14 protein-coding genes and 1 tRNA gene are annotated in these 17309 nt (G+C 69.3%); 6 read left to right on the top strand and 9 right to left on the bottom strand.

What is annotated here, in order from left to right; all coding sequences use genetic code 11:
- The first annotated feature begins 106 nt into the window (after positions 1-106).
- The 4 genes from DM480_RS12410 (at position 107) to DM480_RS12395 (ending at position 2061) form a co-directional block, all read left to right on the top strand.
- Positions 107-181: transfer RNA gene (locus DM480_RS12410), tRNA-Asn, on the top strand.
- A gap of 386 nt (positions 182-567) precedes the next feature.
- A complete protein-coding gene (locus tag DM480_RS12405; RefSeq protein ID WP_115379457.1) occupies positions 568-774 on the top strand; it encodes a hypothetical protein in 207 nt (68 codons plus the stop codon).
- A gap of 175 nt (positions 775-949) precedes the next feature.
- Positions 950-1366, top strand: coding sequence for a secondary thiamine-phosphate synthase enzyme YjbQ (locus DM480_RS12400; protein WP_115381281.1), 417 nt, complete (start codon positions 950-952; stop codon positions 1364-1366).
- Between the two features lie 113 nt (positions 1367-1479).
- Positions 1480-2061, top strand: a complete 582-nt coding sequence (locus DM480_RS12395; RefSeq protein ID WP_115379455.1) for a CC0125/CC1285 family lipoprotein — start codon at positions 1480-1482, stop codon at positions 2059-2061.
- A gap of 126 nt (positions 2062-2187) precedes the next feature.
- Here the strand turns inward: DM480_RS12395 and secA are convergent, their stop codons facing one another.
- The 3 genes from secA to DM480_RS12380 form a co-directional block, all read right to left on the bottom strand.
- Positions 2188-4944 (bottom strand): preprotein translocase subunit SecA, encoded by a 2757-nt coding sequence (gene secA / locus DM480_RS12390; RefSeq protein ID WP_115379453.1) that lies wholly within the window; start codon positions 4942-4944, stop codon positions 2188-2190.
- A 115-nt stretch (positions 4945-5059) separates the two neighbouring features.
- Positions 5060-5350, bottom strand: a complete 291-nt coding sequence (locus tag DM480_RS12385; RefSeq protein WP_232833990.1) for a hypothetical protein — start codon at positions 5348-5350, stop codon at positions 5060-5062.
- Between the two features lie 111 nt (positions 5351-5461).
- Complete coding sequence (locus tag DM480_RS12380) at positions 5462-6127, bottom strand: TonB family protein (protein ID WP_115379449.1); 666 nt, start codon at positions 6125-6127, stop codon at positions 5462-5464.
- A 62-nt stretch (positions 6128-6189) separates the two neighbouring features.
- Here DM480_RS12380 and argJ point away from each other — a divergent pair, with 62 nt between their 5' ends.
- Together argJ and DM480_RS12370 are read left to right on the top strand one after the other, a co-directional pair.
- Positions 6190-7422, top strand: coding sequence for a bifunctional glutamate N-acetyltransferase/amino-acid acetyltransferase ArgJ (argJ, locus tag DM480_RS12375; protein ID WP_115381279.1), 1233 nt, complete (start codon positions 6190-6192; stop codon positions 7420-7422).
- Position 7423: 1 nt separating this feature from the next.
- Complete coding sequence (locus DM480_RS12370) at positions 7424-8218, top strand: inositol monophosphatase family protein (protein WP_115379447.1); 795 nt, start codon at positions 7424-7426, stop codon at positions 8216-8218.
- A gap of 151 nt (positions 8219-8369) precedes the next feature.
- Here DM480_RS12370 and trxA read toward each other — a convergent pair whose 3' ends face one another.
- From trxA to tsaE, 6 genes are all read right to left on the bottom strand, one after another.
- Positions 8370-8693, bottom strand: coding sequence for a thioredoxin TrxA (trxA, locus tag DM480_RS12365; RefSeq protein WP_115379445.1), 324 nt, complete (start codon positions 8691-8693; stop codon positions 8370-8372).
- A gap of 61 nt (positions 8694-8754) precedes the next feature.
- Complete coding sequence (gene addA / locus DM480_RS12360; RefSeq protein WP_115379443.1) at positions 8755-12180, bottom strand: double-strand break repair helicase AddA; 3426 nt, start codon at positions 12178-12180, stop codon at positions 8755-8757.
- Complete coding sequence (gene addB / locus DM480_RS12355; RefSeq protein ID WP_115379441.1) at positions 12167-15121, bottom strand: double-strand break repair protein AddB; 2955 nt, start codon at positions 15119-15121, stop codon at positions 12167-12169. Before addB ends, addA begins: the two co-directional genes overlap by 14 nt.
- Positions 15114-15869 carry a nucleotidyltransferase family protein gene (locus DM480_RS12350; protein ID WP_115379439.1) on the bottom strand — a complete coding sequence of 252 codons (756 nt, stop codon included), beginning with the start codon at positions 15867-15869 and terminating at the stop codon, positions 15114-15116. Before DM480_RS12350 ends, addB begins: the two co-directional genes overlap by 8 nt.
- On the bottom strand, positions 15866-16831 hold the full coding sequence (locus tag DM480_RS12345) for an aminoglycoside phosphotransferase family protein (protein ID WP_198665959.1): 966 nt from the start codon (positions 16829-16831) through the stop codon (positions 15866-15868). The genes DM480_RS12350 and DM480_RS12345 overlap by 4 nt, the downstream gene beginning before the upstream one ends.
- Positions 16828-17274 carry a tRNA (adenosine(37)-N6)-threonylcarbamoyltransferase complex ATPase subunit type 1 TsaE gene (tsaE, locus tag DM480_RS12340; RefSeq protein WP_115379435.1) on the bottom strand — a complete coding sequence of 149 codons (447 nt, stop codon included), beginning with the start codon at positions 17272-17274 and terminating at the stop codon, positions 16828-16830. Before tsaE ends, DM480_RS12345 begins: the two co-directional genes overlap by 4 nt.
- Between the last annotated feature and the right edge of the window lie 35 nt (positions 17275-17309).

Here is a 17309-nt window from a genome sequence, read left to right as displayed (position 1 = left end):
CCGCCGGACCGCGGCGGGCGTGCGAAGTTGTGGACAAGCCGCGAAAACGGGCTTGCGCGCCGCGATTTCGCGTTTATAGACCCCCTCCACACAGCGACGGTAACGGTCCCTGATAGCTCAGCGGTAGAGCTCTCGACTGTTAATCGAGCGGCCGTTGGTTCGAATCCAACTCAGGGAGCCATCGCTTCGCCCCGCGCGAAGCCGACCCGCCGTCGCTGTGTCTGCCCCCCCGATTATCGGTTGCCAAGCCCCCGCCCGCTGGGCATGATCGCCGATGGCGAGGCGCACAACGCGCCCGCGGGAGAGGCGATGACATGATCTATCTGGAACTGGCGATCGGCGCGATGGCCGCAGCGGTGCTCGCGGTGCCCGTCCTGCTCGCGGTGACGGCGAAGGCGGCGACCAAGTCCGAGGATACGCTGCCCGGCTGAGCCCCGCTTCTCCGAGGGCGAACGACACGGAATTTCGACCGATCCTGCACGGATTGATCCCGTTTAACGCATCGGCAACGGCGGCGCGCTAGGTTAACGGACGGCATCGATTTGCCGTTCGTACAGGATCGCCGCCATGGACCGTTTGCATCATGCGACCGCCGCACAACTCGTCGCCTCGCTGCACCGCCCGTTGCGCGCCTCGCTCAGCGAATGCCTGGACCGCTGGCGCGGGCTGGACGATGCGACGCGTTCACATGCCTATCTGGTGTTGGAGGGGCCGGAGCCCAATGCGCGCCGAACGCTGAACGCGGCCGCCATCGCCGCTCTGATCGCGCACTGACGCCGCCACGCATCAAGACCGCACGAGCCGACACGGGTCGTCGTTCGGGAAATCATGGGGCGAGAGATCGCCGCCCCGCCAACGTGCGACGTTGCAGTCGTGGCGCGTCATTGCCTCGGTCGGCTGGCGCCCCCAGATGCGGGACTTCTGCCACGATTCCTTCGAAAGACTCGTCATGCGCCAGGCCCTCGGCACGCTCACCATCGACACGCACGGCAAGGGGCTGGTGGAGATCACCGACCGCGTCGCGGACTGGGTGGCCAACCAAGGGATCGCCGACGGGCTGCTGACGCTGTTCTGCCGGCACACGTCCGCCTCGCTCGTCATCCAGGAGAATGCCGCGCCGGCGGTGCGCCGCGATATGGAGGCCTATTTCGACGCGCTCGCGCCCGAAGGCGACCATTATGCGCATGACGACGAGGGGCCGGACGACATGCCCGCGCATCTGCGCACCGCGTTGACCGGCGTGCAGCTGGCCGTGCCGATGACGGACGGCGCGCTGATGCTGGGGACATGGCAGGGCATCTATCTGTTCGAGCACCGCCGCCGTCCGCACCGGCGCAACATCGCGCTGCACCTGATCGGCGCGTGAACGCCGCGATGGACCGTGCCGTCGTGGAGCCAAGTCGTTCATCGCTCGTTCGACTGGGATACGCTAGGAGCGGCGGGTTCGCCGCACCCGCGCGCGAATGGAGTATGGGAAACATGATGCATCTTGGCCGTAAGGCGATGGTTGCGGCATTGGCCGCGAGCACGCTGATGGTCGCGGGTTGCGCGACCGAGACCACATACCGCCCCGCCACCGGGCAGGGCTTCAATCGCACCGGTTACAGCGAGCGCCGGATCGAGCCGGACCGCTTCATCGTCAGCTTCGCCGGCAACAGCGTGACGTCGCGCGACACCGTCGAACGCTATCTGTTTTTCCGCGCGGCCGAGCTGACGCTGCAGAACGGCTACGATTATTTCGTGATGGCCGACCGCGACACCGATCGCCAGACGCGCACCTATACGACGCCGGGCTTCGGCTATGGCGGCTTCGGCGGTTATTGGGGTCCGGCGTGGCGCTATTACGGGCGCGGGTTCGGGTGGCGCACGTGGGACCCGTGGTTCGGCGGCTTCGGCCCGTGGGACAATGGTTTCGATATCCGCCAGATCGACCGGTACGAAGCGACCGCCGAGATCGTGATGCGCAAGGGCCCGATCCCGCGCGACAACCTGCGGGCGTTCAACGCCCGCGCGGTGATCGACTCGATCGGACCGAGCGTGGTGCTGCCCAAGGCGAACTGACGCCGGGGCGTGACGTAGCGAAAACAAAAGGGCCGGTCGCGGGATGCGCGACCGGCCCTTTTTTATCGTGCGGACGCTTACCAACCCGTCACCCCGGACGTGATCCGGGATGACGATCGCAAGGAATCAGGCGGTCACCGCGCCGTGGCAATGCTTGTACTTGCGGCCCGAGCCGCACGGGCATGGCGCGTTGCGGTTGACGCGGCCTTCCCAGGCGGCGGGGTCGTCGCCCAGGTCGGGGCCGAGGTTCGGCGCCTCGGGCTGGACCATCTGCATCGGCGGCAGCTGCGGCGTGACGCGGCCCATCGTGCCCGCGTCGATATCGGCCGAATTGTCCTCGCCCGTGAACGGGTCGAAATGCGTCGTGATGAAGTCGGGCAGTTCGGGCAGCGGCGGCGGCGCCTGCATCTGGAATTGCGCATAGCCGATCGTGCGGCTGACATCCTCGCGGATCGCGTCGAGCATCCGCTGGAACAGGCTGAACGCCTCCTGCTTATACTCGTTGATCGGCGTCTTTTGTGCATAGGCGCGCAGGTGGACGACCTGGCGCAACGCGTCGAGCGTCGCGAGATGCTCCTTCCAGTGATGGTCGAGCGCCTGGAGCAGGATCGACTTTTCGACCTGCTGCCACGTTTCCGGCTCGAGCTGCGCCGCCTTTTCGGCGACCATCGCGTCGGCCGCCTCGCGCACGCGCTCCTCGACGATCTCGGGGTCGATCGCGTCTTCCTTCAGCCAGTCTTCGACCGGCAGGTCGAGGTTCATCACCTCCTGAAGTCGGGTCTTCATGCCCGCGACGTCCCATTGCTCTGGATAGGAACCGACCGGGCACGCTTCACCGACGATGACGTTGACCGTCTCGGCACGCATGTCGCTGACGACGTCGCCCACCGTCTCGGCGTCCATGATGTCGGCGCGCTGTTCGTAGATGACCTTGCGCTGGTCGTTCATCACGTCGTCGTACTCGACGACCTGCTTGCGGATGTCGTAGTTGCGCGCCTCGACCTTTTTCTGCGCGGTCTCGATCGCCTTGGTCAGCCACTTCGATCCGATCGCCTCGCCATCCTCGATGTTCGAGCGCATCATGCGCGCGAACAGCGTATCCGGCCCGAAGATGCGGAGCAGATCGTCGTCGAGGCTGAGGTAGAAGCGCGACAGGCCGGGATCGCCCTGCCGCCCCGAACGGCCGCGCAGCTGGTTGTCGATGCGCCGGCTCTCGTGCCGTTCGGTGCCGAGCACGAACAGACCGCCCGCGGCGAGCACCTCCTGCTTTTCCGCCTCGATCTCGTCGCGGATGCGCGCGGCGGCCGCATCGTATTCGGGCGTGCCCTCGGCGAGGTCCGGATGCTCGTCGAGCATCCGGAATTCGAGGTTGCCGCCCAGTTTGATGTCGGTGCCGCGGCCTGCCATGTTGGTCGCGATCGTGACGGCGGACTTGCGTCCCGCCTGCGCGACGATGTGCGCCTCCATCTCGTGATAGCGCGCGTTCAGCACCTTGTGCTCGACGCCCTCCTGCATCAGGAATTCGCTGAGCAGTTCGGACTTTTCGATCGACACCGTGCCGACCAGCACCGGTTGGCCCTTGGCGGCGTGCTCGCGGATCTTCTTGGCGATCGCGCGGAACTTGTCGTTGGTGTCCTTGTAGAATTCGTCTTCCTCGTCGACGCGCTGCACCGGCACGTTGGTCGGGATGGTCACGACGTTCATCTTGTAGATGTCATAAAATTCGGCCGCCTCGGTCGCGGCGGTGCCGGTCATGCCCGACAGCTTGGGATACATGCGGAAATAATTCTGGAAGGTGATCGAGGCCATCGTCTGGTTCTCGGGCTCGATATTGACGCCTTCCTTTGCCTCGACCGCCTGGTGCAGGCCGTCGGACCAGCGGCGCCCGTCCATCATGCGACCGGTGAATTCGTCGATGATGACGACCTTGCCGTCCTTGACGATATAGTCGGTGTCCGCCTTGAACATCATGTTCGCGCGGAGCGCCTGGTTGAGGTGGTGCACCACCTGCGTATTCTCGAAATCGTAGAGGTTCGCGCCCTGCAGCAGCCCGGCGTTCTCGAGCAGGCGCTCGGCCTTTTCGGTGCCGTCCTCGGTCAGGATGATCGACTTCTGCTTCTCGTCCTTCTCGTAATCCTCTTCGGACAATTGCTTCACGATCGCATCGACGCTCATGTACAGTTCCGACTTGTCGTCGGTCGGCCCCGAGATGATGAGCGGGGTGCGCGCCTCGTCGATCAGCACCGAATCGACCTCGTCGACGATCGCCATGCTGAAGGCGCGCTGGACCATGCTGCTACGCTCGTACTTCATGTTGTCGCGCAGATAGTCGAAGCCGAATTCGTTGTTCGTGCCGTAGGTGATGTCGCTGTTGTACGCCGTGCGGCGCTGTTCGTCGGTCAGGTTGGGGATGATCGTGCCGACGGTCAGGCCGAGGAAGCGATAGACCTGGCCCATCCAGTCGGCATCGCGCGCGGCGAGATAGTCGTTGACGGTGATGACGTGGACGCCCTCTCCCGGCAGCGCGTTGAGATAGGTGGCGAGCGTCGCGACCAGCGTCTTGCCCTCACCCGTGCGCATCTCGGCGATCTCGCCGCGATGAAGCACGATGCCGCCGATCATCTGCACGTCGAAATGGCGCATGCCGAGCACGCGCACCGCCGCCTCGCGCACCGTCGCGAAGGCTTCGGGAAGGAGGTCGTCGAGCTTGGCACCGTTGGCGAGTTGCTCCCGGAATTTCGCGGTCTGGCCGGCGAGTTCGTCGTCCGAAAGCGCCTGGAGCTGCGGTTCGAACGCGGCGATCTTCGCGATGATCGGGTTCAGGGATTTGACGTACCGGTCGTTGGACGAACCGAACAAAGATTTGGCGAGGCCGCCGAGCATAAGCGTTTTCCTGATATGAAAGGCGCGCGCGCAACGTGGAGCGGCGCTGCCGAAAGGGGCATGGATCGTGGCGCAAACGGCCGGAGCCGTCGGAAGGTTCGCGAAAAGCCGCGCGCTATTCGCGCCGGCGGCTCGCGTAAAGCGGGGTTTCGGCGAAGGCGGGCGTGGGCAGCGCCGATGCGGTGGCGACGGCGACCAGCCGCGCGACCGCCTGCTGCGGCCGCTGCGCGATGCGCACCGCGGCGACCTTTGCCGCGCGGGCCGTGACCTGCGCGCTCACCGCCTGCGCCGCCGCCGGCGCACGCGCCGCGGAGCCGACCCCGGTCAGGGCCGACAGCAATGCGGAGAAGAGCAGCAACAGGTTCATTGCGCGGCCGGCATAGAGCCTGCGGCGGCGGGCGTCCACCTGACTTCCGTATGCCACGCTAATCGAGGAGCGTACAGTCGCTGGAGCGTGTCCCACGCCATCGCATAACGATCGCAACAGCGCGGGAACCGCTCGATTGCCCCGCCTCGATCACTTCGGCGCCGAAGTCGGGTCCATCGGCAGCAGCGTGACCGTGGTCGCGAACTGCGCCCTTGCCGCCACGGGATGGCCAGCGCGGGTAATAGGAGGGAAGACGCGCTTGCCCACCAACATTTGTGCGCATGGGCTGGTGTCGCTCGATTGTCGAACGACCTTGCATCCGACGACTTCTCCGTTCGGCGTAAGCTCAACCTCCACCATGTTGTCCGAGACGATGAGGGGTTTCTCACCTACCTCGACCGTCTGCTCTGCGGTGGGATTAAGCATCCATCGGATACCACGCAACGCGTATGTGCTTTCGACCGGCGCACCATTTTTTCGGGCGGGACGGAAACGGGCATTTCGCTTTGCCAGATCACACGTTACCTTGTCGAGGGTCTCCGACCCGCTCGACGACGTCACGGAACACGCGCTAGGCCGTCCCTTCGGGTCGATAGTCAGCATGACGGAAACACGCCCCTGTTCATTTCGCCGCCGGGCTTCGGGCGGATAGGCCGATAGCGGAAACCAAGCGCCCTGATCCCCGAGTGCCCGGACAGGTTCGTCACCTGCCGCTAAAGCCTTATCGGAAATCGCTTCGATCGGGGTGACCTTGGGCGGTTCACTTTGCCCCGCCGTCGTCGCAATCATCATCGCCACACTTATAGTGATCATCATGTCGTCCCCACCGTCGTCATCCCGTCGTGGATCGCACGACCAACACTCCCTATAGCGGCATCATGACAGATCACGCCCGCTCCCCGCTAGCCCCCGCCGCCTTCCCCGCCCTGCCCGCGATCGCCGGCGTCGTGCCGCATGTCGCGCGGGCGCGGTACAAGGCGTGGGACCGGTGCGACCTGACCTTCGTCGCGCTCGATCCGGGCACGGCGGTGGCGGGGGTGCTGACGCAGAGCAAATGTCCTTCGCCCGAGGTGGAATGGTGCCGCAAGGCGCTGACGCTGGGCCATGCGCGCGCTTTGGTGGTCAATGCGGGCAATTCCAACGCCTTCACCGGCAATCGCGGGCGCACCGCCGTCGAGGCGATCGCGGCGCGGACCGCGCAGCATCTCGGCTGCCAGCCATCCGACGTCTTTGTCGCATCGACCGGCGTGATCGGCGTGCCGCTGCCGATCGACAAGGCGGAAGCGGGGCTCGACGCGGCCTTCGCCGCGCAAGCCTGCGACTGGCAGGCGGCGGCGCAGACGATCGGGACGACCGACACCTATCCCAAGGGCGCGACGACGACGGCGGTGGTCGACGGACGCACGGTTACGCTGGTCGGGATCATCAAGGGTTCGGGGATGATCGCGCCCGACATGGCGACGATGCTCGGCTTCATCTTCACCGATGCGGCGGTCGACCCCGCGTTCCTGCAGGGCGCGCTCGCCGCCGCCAACACGCGTACCTTCTCGTGCATCACCGTCGATGGCGATACGTCGACCAGCGACACGGTGCTCGCGTTCGCGACGGGCAAGGCGGGCAATGCGCCGCTGGTCGATGCCGACAGCGACGGCGCGGACGCCTTCGCCGCGGCGCTCGCCGATCTGTGCCGCCAGCTCGCGCTGCTCGTCGTGCGCGACGGCGAGGGCGCACAGAAATTGATCGAAATCACCGTCGAGGGCGCGGAGAGCGACCGCAGCGCGCATCGCATCGCGATGTCGATCGCCAATTCGCCGCTGGTGAAGACCGCGATCGCGGGCGAGGATGCGAACTGGGGTCGGATCGTGATGGCGGTGGGCAAGGCGGGCGAGCCGGCCGAGCGCGACAGGCTGGCGATCCGCTTCGGCGCGACGCAGGTCGCCGAGGGCGGGCTGGCGGTCGCGGGCTATGACGAAGCGCCGGTCGCCGCGCACCTGAAGGGCCAGGAGATCGAGGTCGGCGTCGACCTGGGCCTGGGCGACGGGCGCGCGACGGTTTGGACGTGCGATCTGACGCACGGTTACATCTCGATCAACGCCGACTATCGGAGCTGACATGCACCATCGCCACCATGACGCCGTCGTCGCGCTGATGCGGCGCGTCGGCGCAGAGATCGTCATGCCGCATTTCCGCAATCTGTCGCCCGACCAAGTGATCGAGAAGGCGGCGGACGACCTCGTCACCGTCGCGGACCGCGCCAGCGAGGCGGCGTTGACGGCCGGCCTGCTCGCGATCGACGGCGATGCGCGCGTCGTCGGCGAGGAAGCGGTCGCGGCGGATCCGACGATCCTCGAGGGGATCGACCGCGGGCGGGTGTGGATCGTCGATCCGATCGACGGCACCAACAATTACGCGAACGGCCGCACGCCGTTCGGTATTATGATCGCGCTGGCGAAGGACGGCGAGGTCGAGGCGGGCTGGATCCTCGATCCGGTCGAAGGGCGGCTGGTTCATGCGACCTTAGGCGGCGGCGCGTTCGTCGACGGCGAACGCGTGCAGGCGCTGGGGTCGCAGGGCGCGCGGCCGGTCGCGGGGGTCGCGACCTATTTCCTGTCGGCGGAGGAACTGGCCGACATCGACGCGCGCGCCGCGGATGCCTGGGAGATCAAGCCGATGCCGCGCTGCGCCGCGGAGCAATATCCGCGTCTGGTACTCGGCACGGACGATGCCGCGCTGTTTCGCCGGACGTTGCCGTGGGATCATGCCGCAGGCAGTCTGTTCCTGCGCGAGGCGGGCGGCGTGGCGCGGCGGCTGGACGGCGCGGACTATCGGATCGGCGATGGTCGCAGCGGCATGATCGCGGCGGCGTCGCCGGATTTGTGGGAGCGCGCGGCAGCAGTGCTGGCGTAGCACTTATCTCTTCTTCGACCCGACGGACACGGGTCCACTTGGAACCGCTCGTGGGTCAGCGGGCGGCTGTCATTACTGCCTCTCCGATTGGCCCAAGGCCTATACCTGCGAGATGAGAAGGGGGGAGCGCGTCGCGTCCCCCCTCGTTAGGTCAGGCCAGCTCGCCTTCGAGCCATGCCTTCAGACGGCCCTTGGGCTCCGCACCGACCTTGGTCGCGGCAGGGGCGCCGCCCTTGAACAGGATCATCGTCGGGATACCGCGCACGCCATAACGGCCGGGCGCGTCGGGGTTGTCGTCGATGTTGAGCTTGGCGATCGTCACCTTTTCGCCGAGTTCGTCCGACAGTTCCTCGAGGCTCGGCCCGATCATCTTGCACGGCCCGCACCATTCCGCCCAGAAGTCGACCAGCACGGGGCCGTCGGCGTTGAGCACGTCGGACTGGAAGCTGGCGTCGGTGATCGTCTTGGTAGCCATGGGAAAATCTCCTTTGCAGCCCATCTAGGGTGGCGCGTGGGCAGGCTCAATGCCCCGACGCCTAGCTTTGCTGGGGACGGCGCAAGCCCGGCTTGTGCGCGGCGAGGATCGCCGGGGTCAGGTCGAACAGGCGCGGCCCAGCAGTGTAGAGCAGTCCCGCCTCCACCCGCCGCCCCGGAAACACCACGGCGAGCGCGGCGGCATAAGCGCCGATTTGCGCGAGGTGATAGGGCGGGATGTCGTCCGCCGACGCAGGCGGGCGGCGCCCCGTCTTGAAATCGACGACGCGCACCGCGTCCGCGGTCACCAGCAGCCGATCGACGGTGCCCGATACGACGGTGCCGTCGTCCAGCGTCGCGGCGATCGGCGCTTCGGCCAGCGCCGCCGGGCCGAACAGGTCGATGAAGCGCGCATCGTCCAGGATCGATAGCACGCAGTCGACGATGTCCGCACGCGCGCGAGGATCGTCGAGGCCGCCGGCGCTTGCCAGCCACTGGTCGGCCGCGCGGACGCGATCGGGCGGCGCGACCGCGGGCAGCCGCTCGAACAGGGCGTGGTACAGCCGGCCGCGCTCGGCGGCGGCGCGCATCGCCGGCCCGGGGGGCGGATCGCTGACCTCGTCCTCGCCGAGCGCGGACGGGGCGAGCGGGCGCGACGGGCGGCTTTCCTGCGGCGCAGGTCGCCGCGCCCAGTCGGGGACGGTGGCGGGTTCCTCCGCAAAGGCCTTGGCGCGCGGTCGCGGCTTGACCGGCGGCTGCGGTTCGGTGCCGATGAAACTGCGCGCGCCCTCCCCCGCGATGCCGAGGGCGTCGAAGGCGCGCGATGCGGCGGCGTACCAACTCGCCGCGGGCGGGACGCCCTTCGCGCGTGGACCCAGCGCGCCGCCTATGACCAGCCGTTCCTCCGCGCGCGTCGCCGCGACGTAGAACAGCCGCCAATGCTCCTCCAGCTCGCGCCGCTCGATCTCCGCGATCGCTGCGTCCAGCGGCCCGCCGCGCTCGGCGGAGCGCGGGCGGAAAATCGGCAGCGGTTGCGCGCCGGCTTCCGGCGTCCAGCGCACCAGAGCGCGCGGCGCGGCGGTGGGATCGACGGTCGCGTCGGCGAGGATGACGAGCGGCGCCTGCAGACCCTTGGCGCCATGCGCGGTCATAACGCGCACCGCATCGAGCGGCGCGGAGGGGTCGCGGACGATCTCGACATCGCCGCGGTCGAACCAGTCGAGGAAGCGTTGCAGCGACGGGGTCGACGTCGTCTCGAACAGCAAGGCGGCGTTGAGCAATTCCTCGATCGGATCGCGCGCTTCCTCGCCCAGCCGGCGGATCAGCTTGCGCCGGCCATCGAGCGGGCCGGACAACAGCGCCTCGAGGAACTGATAGGGCGTATCGATGTCGGCGCGGCCGAGCATGTCGCGCAAAGGGGCCACGCGATCGTCGGCCTGCGTATCGGTGAGCCGCGACCACAGGCTGCCCGCGTCGCGCGGGGCGGCGGTCATCAGTTCCTCCTGCGTCCAGCCGATCAGCGGCGAGACGAGCAGGCTGGCAAGCGACAGGTCGTCCTCCGGCTGCAACACGAAGCGGACCGCGGCGAGCAGGTCCTGCACCGCGAGCGGCGCGTTGAGGCGCAGGCGATCGACGCCCGCGACCGGCACCCCTTCCGCATAGAGCCGCGCGACGATCAGCGAGGCAAGGTCGCCGCGCCGCTTGACGAGGATCATCACGTCCTCGGGCCTCAGCGCGCGGCCCTTGCTCTCCAGCATCAGCCCGCCGCGCAGCCAGTCGCGCACCGCGCGCGCGATGCGCACCGCCTGTTCGCGCACGGCGTCGTCGATCCAGGCTTCCTCGTCCTCCTCGCTGCCGCCCGCGGCGACGGGGGGCCACAGGTCGACGCGGCCCGGCCCGACGACCTCGCTGGCGTGGCGTTCGAGATCGCCGGCGATGCCGAGGCCCGGATCGCCGATCGCTGCGATCGCGGCATCGACGAATTCGAGCACGGGGCGCGTCGAGCGGAAGGAATGGGTCAGCGACAATTGGTTGAACGGCAGGCCGCGCTCCGGCTCCGGCCAGTCGAGGTCGCCCGCGACCGCGGCGGCGCGCTGCGCGAAATGCCCCTCCGCCCAGCGGAAGTTGATCGGATCGGTGCCCTGAAAACCGAAGATCGCCTGTTTGTAGTCGCCGACGGTGAACAGCGTCCGCGTCGCCGGCGCGAAGACGCCGCGGCCGACGAAGAATTCGGACGCGAGCGCGGTGACGATCCGCCACTGGTTGAGGTTGGTGTCCTGCGCCTCGTCGATCAGCACATGTTCGGTGCCCTGGTCGAGCTTGTAGCGGACCCAGTCGCCGATCCCGGGCTGTTCGAGCAGGCGGACGGTGACCGCGATCAGATCGTCGAAATCGACCGCGCCGATCCGCCGCTTCGCCGCGGCATAGGCGCGCGCATAGTCGCGGCCGACCTCCAGCCCCGCGGCGAGCAGGTCGGCGTAGGCGGCGCGGCTGGTCAGCGAGAGGAGGTCGAGGCAATGTGCGCCGAGGTATGCGGCGAGCTCCTCATAGTCGGGATCGGCGTCGACGAGCTTCTTCGACGCCTTGCGCGGCTCGCCCTTGCCGGTGAGCACGGTGCCGGCAAGGTCCTCGAGCGTCAGCGCGCGATCCTCCGGCGAGGCGGCGAGCCAGGCGTCGAAGCGCGCGGCATGGCCGAGGCCGGTGGCGGTCGCCCAGGCGCGGTTCGCCGCCGCCAGCCGTTCGATCACGTGCGGGTCGATCAGGTCGCATCCCGAGGCCAGCGCCTCGCCGATATCGCCCTGCGGCAGGTCGAGCGTGCGGCGCAGCCACGGACCGATGCCGCTCGGCAACGCCTCCAGCGCGGGCAGCGACCGCGCGCAGGCGAGCAGGAAGCTTTCCGCGCCCCCTTCCCCCATGCGCAGCGACAGCGCGCCGATCGTGTCGATCGGGGCGAGCCGCCCGTCACGCTCGGCATCGGCGAGCAGCGCCGCCAGCGTTTCGCGCGCCAGCACCGCCTCCTCGCGCGCCTCCAGCGGGCGGAAACCGGGGGTCAGCGCCGCTTCCACGGGGAAGGCGGCGAGCAGGCTCTGGCAGAAGCCATGGATCGTCTGGATGCGCAGGCCCCCGCCGGGCGCGTCGAGCACGCGTGCGAACAGCGTGCGGGCGCGCTCCTGCAGGTCTGGCGTCGCGCGTTCGCCGAGCGCGTCGAGGTCGGCCGCGAGCTGCGTCGGCGCCATCCGGACCCAGGCGGCGAGGCGCGTGTTGATCCGCTGCGCCATTTCGGCCGCGCCGGCCTTGGTAAAGGTCAGGCACAGGATCGCGGACGGATCGACGCCGCGCAGCAGCAGGCGGAAAACGCGCGCGGCGAGCACCTGCGTCTTGCCCGTGCCCGCCGACGCCGACAGCCAGACGTGCGCCTGCGGATCGCTGGCCGCCGCCTGCGCGCCCTTCAGCCGGGGCAGCGTCGCGAGCGTGTCAGTCGCGGCCATACCATTCGTCCCGGCGCATCAATTGGTCGTATTCGGCATAAGGGGCATATTCGGGGACGAGCTTGGCGGTGAACGGTTCGCTGCCGGTCAGCCACTTGCCCGCCGCATCCACGAAATTGGCAACGGCGATGCCGGTGAACTCGCTCGTCGCGATCCGGTCGCGCGCGCCCTCGGGATGGACCGGCGTCTCGATATAGCCGAACTGGTCGCGCTTCTTGCCGAGCGACCAATATTCGAACGCCGCAGCTTTGCCCGCGACGTCGGCGAACCCGCCGCGCTCGGCGATCGCGCCGAGCAGCCCGAGTTGCAGGCTGTAGCCCGCGCGCACCGCGGCGGCAGACGGCGGCTTGCCGGTCTTGTAATCCACGATGGCGAGGCCGCCGTCCGCGAGGCGGTCGATCCGGTCGTAGCGGCCGGTCAGCGTGACGCCGGCGATCTCGATCCTGCCCGATCCTTCTGCGCTGGCGACGATGCGCCCCTCGGCGGCCTGCGCCGCGACCTGCCCGGCGATCCAGTCGATCGCCTCCATCAGCCGCGGCCGCCAAAGCGCGCGCATCATCGGGTGCGTCCGCTCGTCGGCGAGCATCGCCTCTGCCCGCGCGATCAGCGTTGCGGGCGCGCAACCGTCCTGCCGCCACCATTCCTCGAGGATGCGGTGCACCTCCGTGCCCCGCCACGCCGCGGTCGGATCGGCATCGACCGGGTCGAGCGGCATCAGCGCGAGCACACGGCGCGCGTAGAAGGCATAAGGATCCGCCTTCAGCCGGTCGATCTCGGTGACGGAAATCGCCTTGGGACGGAGCGTGGGGGGCGGTACGGGTGCGGGGCGATCGGCGGGATGATGCTCGCCCGGCGCGTCGAGCGCATGGACCCAGCGTTCCAGATCGCGCGCGCGGGTGAAGCGGTCGCCCGCCATCGCCTGCAGCCGCAGCCACAATCGCGACGCCAGCGTCGGCCCGGCGGCGTCGCGGCGCGCGCGGGTGACGAGCGCGGTCGGTGCGCCGAGCGCCTGGCCGAATTCGTGCGCGGCGACACCGACCGCGAATTCGAGACCGGGCAGCCCGAGCGCGGCGCGGATGCGCGGTGCAAGCCACGGATCGGGCGACGGGCGACCCGGCCAGACGCCTTCGTTGAGGCCTCCCAGCACCATCAGGTCCGCGGTCTGCAACCGCGCCTCGAGCAGGCCGTAGATCGCGATGCGCGGATGGTTGCGCCCGCTGGGCAGACGCACCGCGACCTCGTCGAGCAATCCGCGCAGCAGCGGCGCGAGACCGGCGGGGTCGATGCGCGGCGGCCCGGCGGCGGCATCCGCCTCCAGATCGTCCATGAACTGCGCGGCGGCGCGGCCGGGAAGCCCCGCCCACAGATCGTCGCCGCAAAGGCTCTGCGCCGTCTCGCGCAGGCAGGCAAGCATGGCGGCCAGCGGCTGCGCGCCGTCGTCAAACACGCTTTCGATCGGGCGGAGCAGGTCGGCCGCCTCCTGCCACCATGCCAGCGCGCGCTTGCGGCCGTGGCGCTCCAGATGCGCGGCGATGCCGTCGAGCCCGGGCGCGGGCCGCGGGCCGCGCAAGCTCCGGTCGAGCCGGCGGACGCCATCGAGCCACGCCAGCCGCGCTTCGCCGGTGCGCACCAAGGGATGCTTGAGCAGGGCGAGCAACGCGAGCGGCGCGAAGCGTTGCGCCGCCGCCTCCGCCAGCGCGAGCAGCAACGTGCCCGACGCGTAAAGCGAGAGCGGACGGCCGGCGGAATCGTTCGCGGTGATGCCCCAGCGTTCGAGATGCGCCGCGACCCGCCGCGCGAGCGCGCGATCCGGAGTGACGAGCGCGGCGGTGCGCCCTTCCTCCTCCAAGGCGTCACGCAGCGCGAGCGCGATCCCCTGCGCCTCTTCCGCCGGGGTCGCGAATTCGGCGGCGGAGACGCCGGTCAGGCGCCGCTCCTCGGCCTTCAGCGCGGTCCATTTGCCGGTGAAGATTGCGGGCGCGAGCGCATTGGCGACAGCGCGCCCGCGGATCGCGCCTGCATCGGGACCCGCGGTGCCGGGCCAGGTCGAAAATTCCGCGCGGCCGACGCCCATCCGGTCCATCAGCTGCTTCATGTGGAATTGCGGGTGCGTCTCGATCGACCGGCGCGCGATGCCGGTGACGGGGTCGGGAGCGTGCGGCCCGAGCGCGTCCCATTCCGCGTCGGGCATGGCGAGGTCGAGCCCGGCGAACACGGTCATGCCGGCGGGCGCGTCGGCGACGCAGCGCAGCAGCCGCGCGACCGCGGGGGCGGGGTCGGTGATGCCCGCCGCGCAGACGAAGCCCGCGGGCGGCGCGGCGCGCCAGCGCGCCTCCAACCGGTCGAGCAGCATCCGCCGCCGCGTCGCCGCGTCGATCATGCCGGCCTGCGCCAGCTCGGCGGGCCAGCGTTCGAGGACGATCGCGAAGGTCGACAGCGCGCGCTGCCAATGCTCGCTGAGCTCGGGCGCGAGATCGATGTCGCGCAAACGCTCCGGCGGCACCTCTTCGACAAGCAGCTGGTCGAGCGTGTGGCACAGGTCGCCTGCCAGCCGCACCGCCTCCGCCGCATCGACGGGCTGGCCGGCGCGTGCGCGTTCCTCCTGCACCAATCGCGCAAGAATCATCCGGCGCCGCATCGCCGGCACCGCGGGCTGCGGCGGAGCGGCATCGTCGGCGGGATCGAGCGCGGCGCCGACCGCCTCGCCGAGGTCCGGGCTGCCGAGCGGCACGAGGCGCGGCAGCAACAGGCCGCCGCCGCTCGCGCGCACGAATGCGTTGGTGACCGCGACGACGGCGCGGTTGTTGGGAAGCAGCACCAGCCCGCGGGCGAGCGCCATCGGATCGTCGCCCGCGCGGCGCAGCAATCCCGCGACGAGCGTATCGGCGAACGCCTTGTGCGAGGGGATGGTGAACAGCTGCGGCCGGCGGCGCTCAGCCATCGGCGATCAGCGCTTCCGTCTTCGGGATCGCCTGCGGCGTGCCGACGTCGAACCACAGGCCCTGGTGCACCTGGCCGAAGGCGCGGCCCGCCTCGATCGCGCGGTTCCAGAACAGGTTGGTGGAAAACGGCCCCTCCGGCCAGTCGGCGATGATCCGCGGGTGGAGGATTTGGACGCCCGTATACACGAAGGGCGCGGTGCCGCCCTCGCGCCGGCGGCCGGTGATCCGCCCATCGGCGGCGAGGCGGAAATCGCCCTGCCCCTTGTGGTTGTTGGCGCGCGCATAGGGCACGACCTGCAGCAACGCATCCATCGCGTCGCCGTCCCATCGCGCCGCGAGCAGCTTCAGCGCGTCGACGGGCCCGTCGAGCCAGAGATTGTCGCTGTTGACGACCAGGACGGGCGCATCGCCCAGCAGGTGGCGCGCCTGCACCAGCCCGCCGCCCGTCTCCATCAGCTGCGCGCGTTCGTCGGAGATGATGATCTCGATATCCGGGAAGCGGTTGACGAGATGCGCCTCAAGCACGTCGGCGAGGTAGTGGACGTTGACCACCGCACGCCGCACGCCCGCCGCGCGCAGGCGATCGAAGACATGGTCGATCAACGGCTTGCCCGCCACTTCCACCAAGGGCTTGGGCCGCGTCGCGGTGAGCGGGCGCATGCGCTTGCCGAGGCCGGCCGCCATCACCATCGCCGTTTCCGGCACGCGGCCGCCGGGATCGGGGCGCAGCGAGCGAAGGCGCGTCATGCGGCGAGCACCAAGGGATCGCCGCGCTTTTCGGGCGGGACGTTGGCGTCGAACCAGGCGGCGACGGGCGCCAGCACCGGCTGCGACAGATCGCGTTCCAGATAGGCCCAGACGCGCGGGCAGAGCGTCGGATAGCGCGGCTTGCCGTCGCGTTTCCACAACCGGGTGAAGATGCCGATCACCTTCGCATTCCGCTGCGCGCCGAGCACGTGATAGGCGTTCATGAACGCATCCCCCGCCCCCGTCGCGGCGCGATAGCGGGCGAGCATCGCCTCCTCGAGCGAGGGTTCGACGTCGCGGCGCGCATCCTGGAGCAGCGAGACGAGGTCGTAGGCGGGGTGGCCGGCGAGCGCGTCCTGGAAATCGAGCAGGCCGAGCGCGCGGTCGGGCCCGACCAGCATCAGGTTTTCGGCATGATAGTCACGCAACACCGTGACGGGTTGGTCAGCGAGCGCATGGTCGAACACCGAGTCCCACGCCGCGCGATAGCCGTCGACATCGACGTTCAGGCCGACCGCGGGGCAATACCATTCGACGAACAGCGCCGCCTCGCGGTGCAGCACCACGCGGTCGTAGGGCTCAAGCCCCGCGGCGGGATGCTGCGCGAGCGCGACGAGCAGATCGATCGCCGCTTCGTAGAGCGGCACCGCCGCCTCGCTGTTGGCATCCGCGGCCTCGCGCAGGCGATCGTCGCCGAAATCCTCGAGCAGGACGAACCCCTGGTCGAGATCGACGGCGTGGATCGCCGGTGCCGCAAAGCCATGCTCGCCGAGCCACGCCGCGACCGACAGGAACGGGCGCGGATCCTCATGCGGGGGCGGCGCGTCCATCAGGATCGCGCGCCGGTCGCCGGCATGGATGCGGAAATAGCGGCGGAACGAGGCGTCGCCGGCGAGCGGGACGATCTCGCCCGCCCAGCCGTGCCGTTCGAGGAAGGCGGGCGCGGCGCCCGGCGGGGTCATATCGGCCATCGCCGCTTCCATGACGTGGGCACGTCCGCTGTCAAGATTCGTCCGCCATCCGGTGCCGGCGAGAGGGTCAGGACGAGCGCATCAGGCCAGCGCGCGCCGCCACGCTCGGGCCATTCGACGACCAGCGCAGAATCATAGAGCGCTTCGTCGAGGCCCAGCTCCTCGATCTCGGCGGGATCGTCGATCCGGTAGAGGTCGACATGCAGCACGGGCAGACGCACTTCGGGCGGGGCATAGGGCTGGACGATCGCGAAGCTGGGGCTGGGCGCTTCGCCCGCCAGGCCGAGCGCGGCGAGCAGCCCGCGCGCGAGGCTGGTCTTGCCCATGCCAAGGTCGCCGTGCAGCGCGATGACGTCGCCGGGCTCGAGCACCGCGGCGAGACGCGCGCCGAAGGCCTCGGTGGCGGCGGCGTCGGGTAGCTGGACCTGCGTCACGCCTTCCGCCGTTCGGGCTGAGCTTGTCGAAGCCC

Source organism: Sphingomonas sp. FARSPH, assembly GCF_003355005.1.
Taxonomy (GTDB): domain Bacteria; phylum Pseudomonadota; class Alphaproteobacteria; order Sphingomonadales; family Sphingomonadaceae; genus Sphingomonas.
This window is presented reverse-complemented; position numbering and strand designations above follow the sequence as displayed.

Excerpts from the sequence above, each read along its gene's own strand:
- DM480_RS12345 (WP_198665959.1), bottom strand. The coding sequence starts at position 16,831 with ATGACCCCGCCGGGCGCCGCGCCCGCCTTCCTCGAACGGCACGGCTGG.
- DM480_RS12350 (WP_115379439.1), bottom strand. The coding sequence starts at position 15,869 with ATGACGCGCCTTCGCTCGCTGCGCCCCGATCCCGGCGGCCGCGTGCCG.
- DM480_RS12370 (WP_115379447.1), top strand. The coding sequence starts at position 7,424 with ATGCACCATCGCCACCATGACGCCGTCGTCGCGCTGATGCGGCGCGTC.
- DM480_RS12395 (WP_115379455.1), top strand. The coding sequence starts at position 1,480 with ATGATGCATCTTGGCCGTAAGGCGATGGTTGCGGCATTGGCCGCGAGC.
- DM480_RS12405 (WP_115379457.1), top strand. The coding sequence starts at position 568 with ATGGACCGTTTGCATCATGCGACCGCCGCACAACTCGTCGCCTCGCTG.
- addB (WP_115379441.1), bottom strand. The coding sequence starts at position 15,121 with ATGGCTGAGCGCCGCCGGCCGCAGCTGTTCACCATCCCCTCGCACAAG.
- DM480_RS12400 (WP_115381281.1), top strand. The coding sequence starts at position 950 with ATGCGCCAGGCCCTCGGCACGCTCACCATCGACACGCACGGCAAGGGG.
- argJ (WP_115381279.1), top strand. The coding sequence starts at position 6,190 with ATGACAGATCACGCCCGCTCCCCGCTAGCCCCCGCCGCCTTCCCCGCC.
- addA (WP_115379443.1), bottom strand. The coding sequence starts at position 12,180 with ATGGCCGCGACTGACACGCTCGCGACGCTGCCCCGGCTGAAGGGCGCG.
- DM480_RS12380 (WP_115379449.1), bottom strand. The coding sequence starts at position 6,127 with ATGATGATCACTATAAGTGTGGCGATGATGATTGCGACGACGGCGGGG.
- secA (WP_115379453.1), bottom strand. The coding sequence starts at position 4,944 with ATGCTCGGCGGCCTCGCCAAATCTTTGTTCGGTTCGTCCAACGACCGG.
- trxA (WP_115379445.1), bottom strand. The coding sequence starts at position 8,693 with ATGGCTACCAAGACGATCACCGACGCCAGCTTCCAGTCCGACGTGCTC.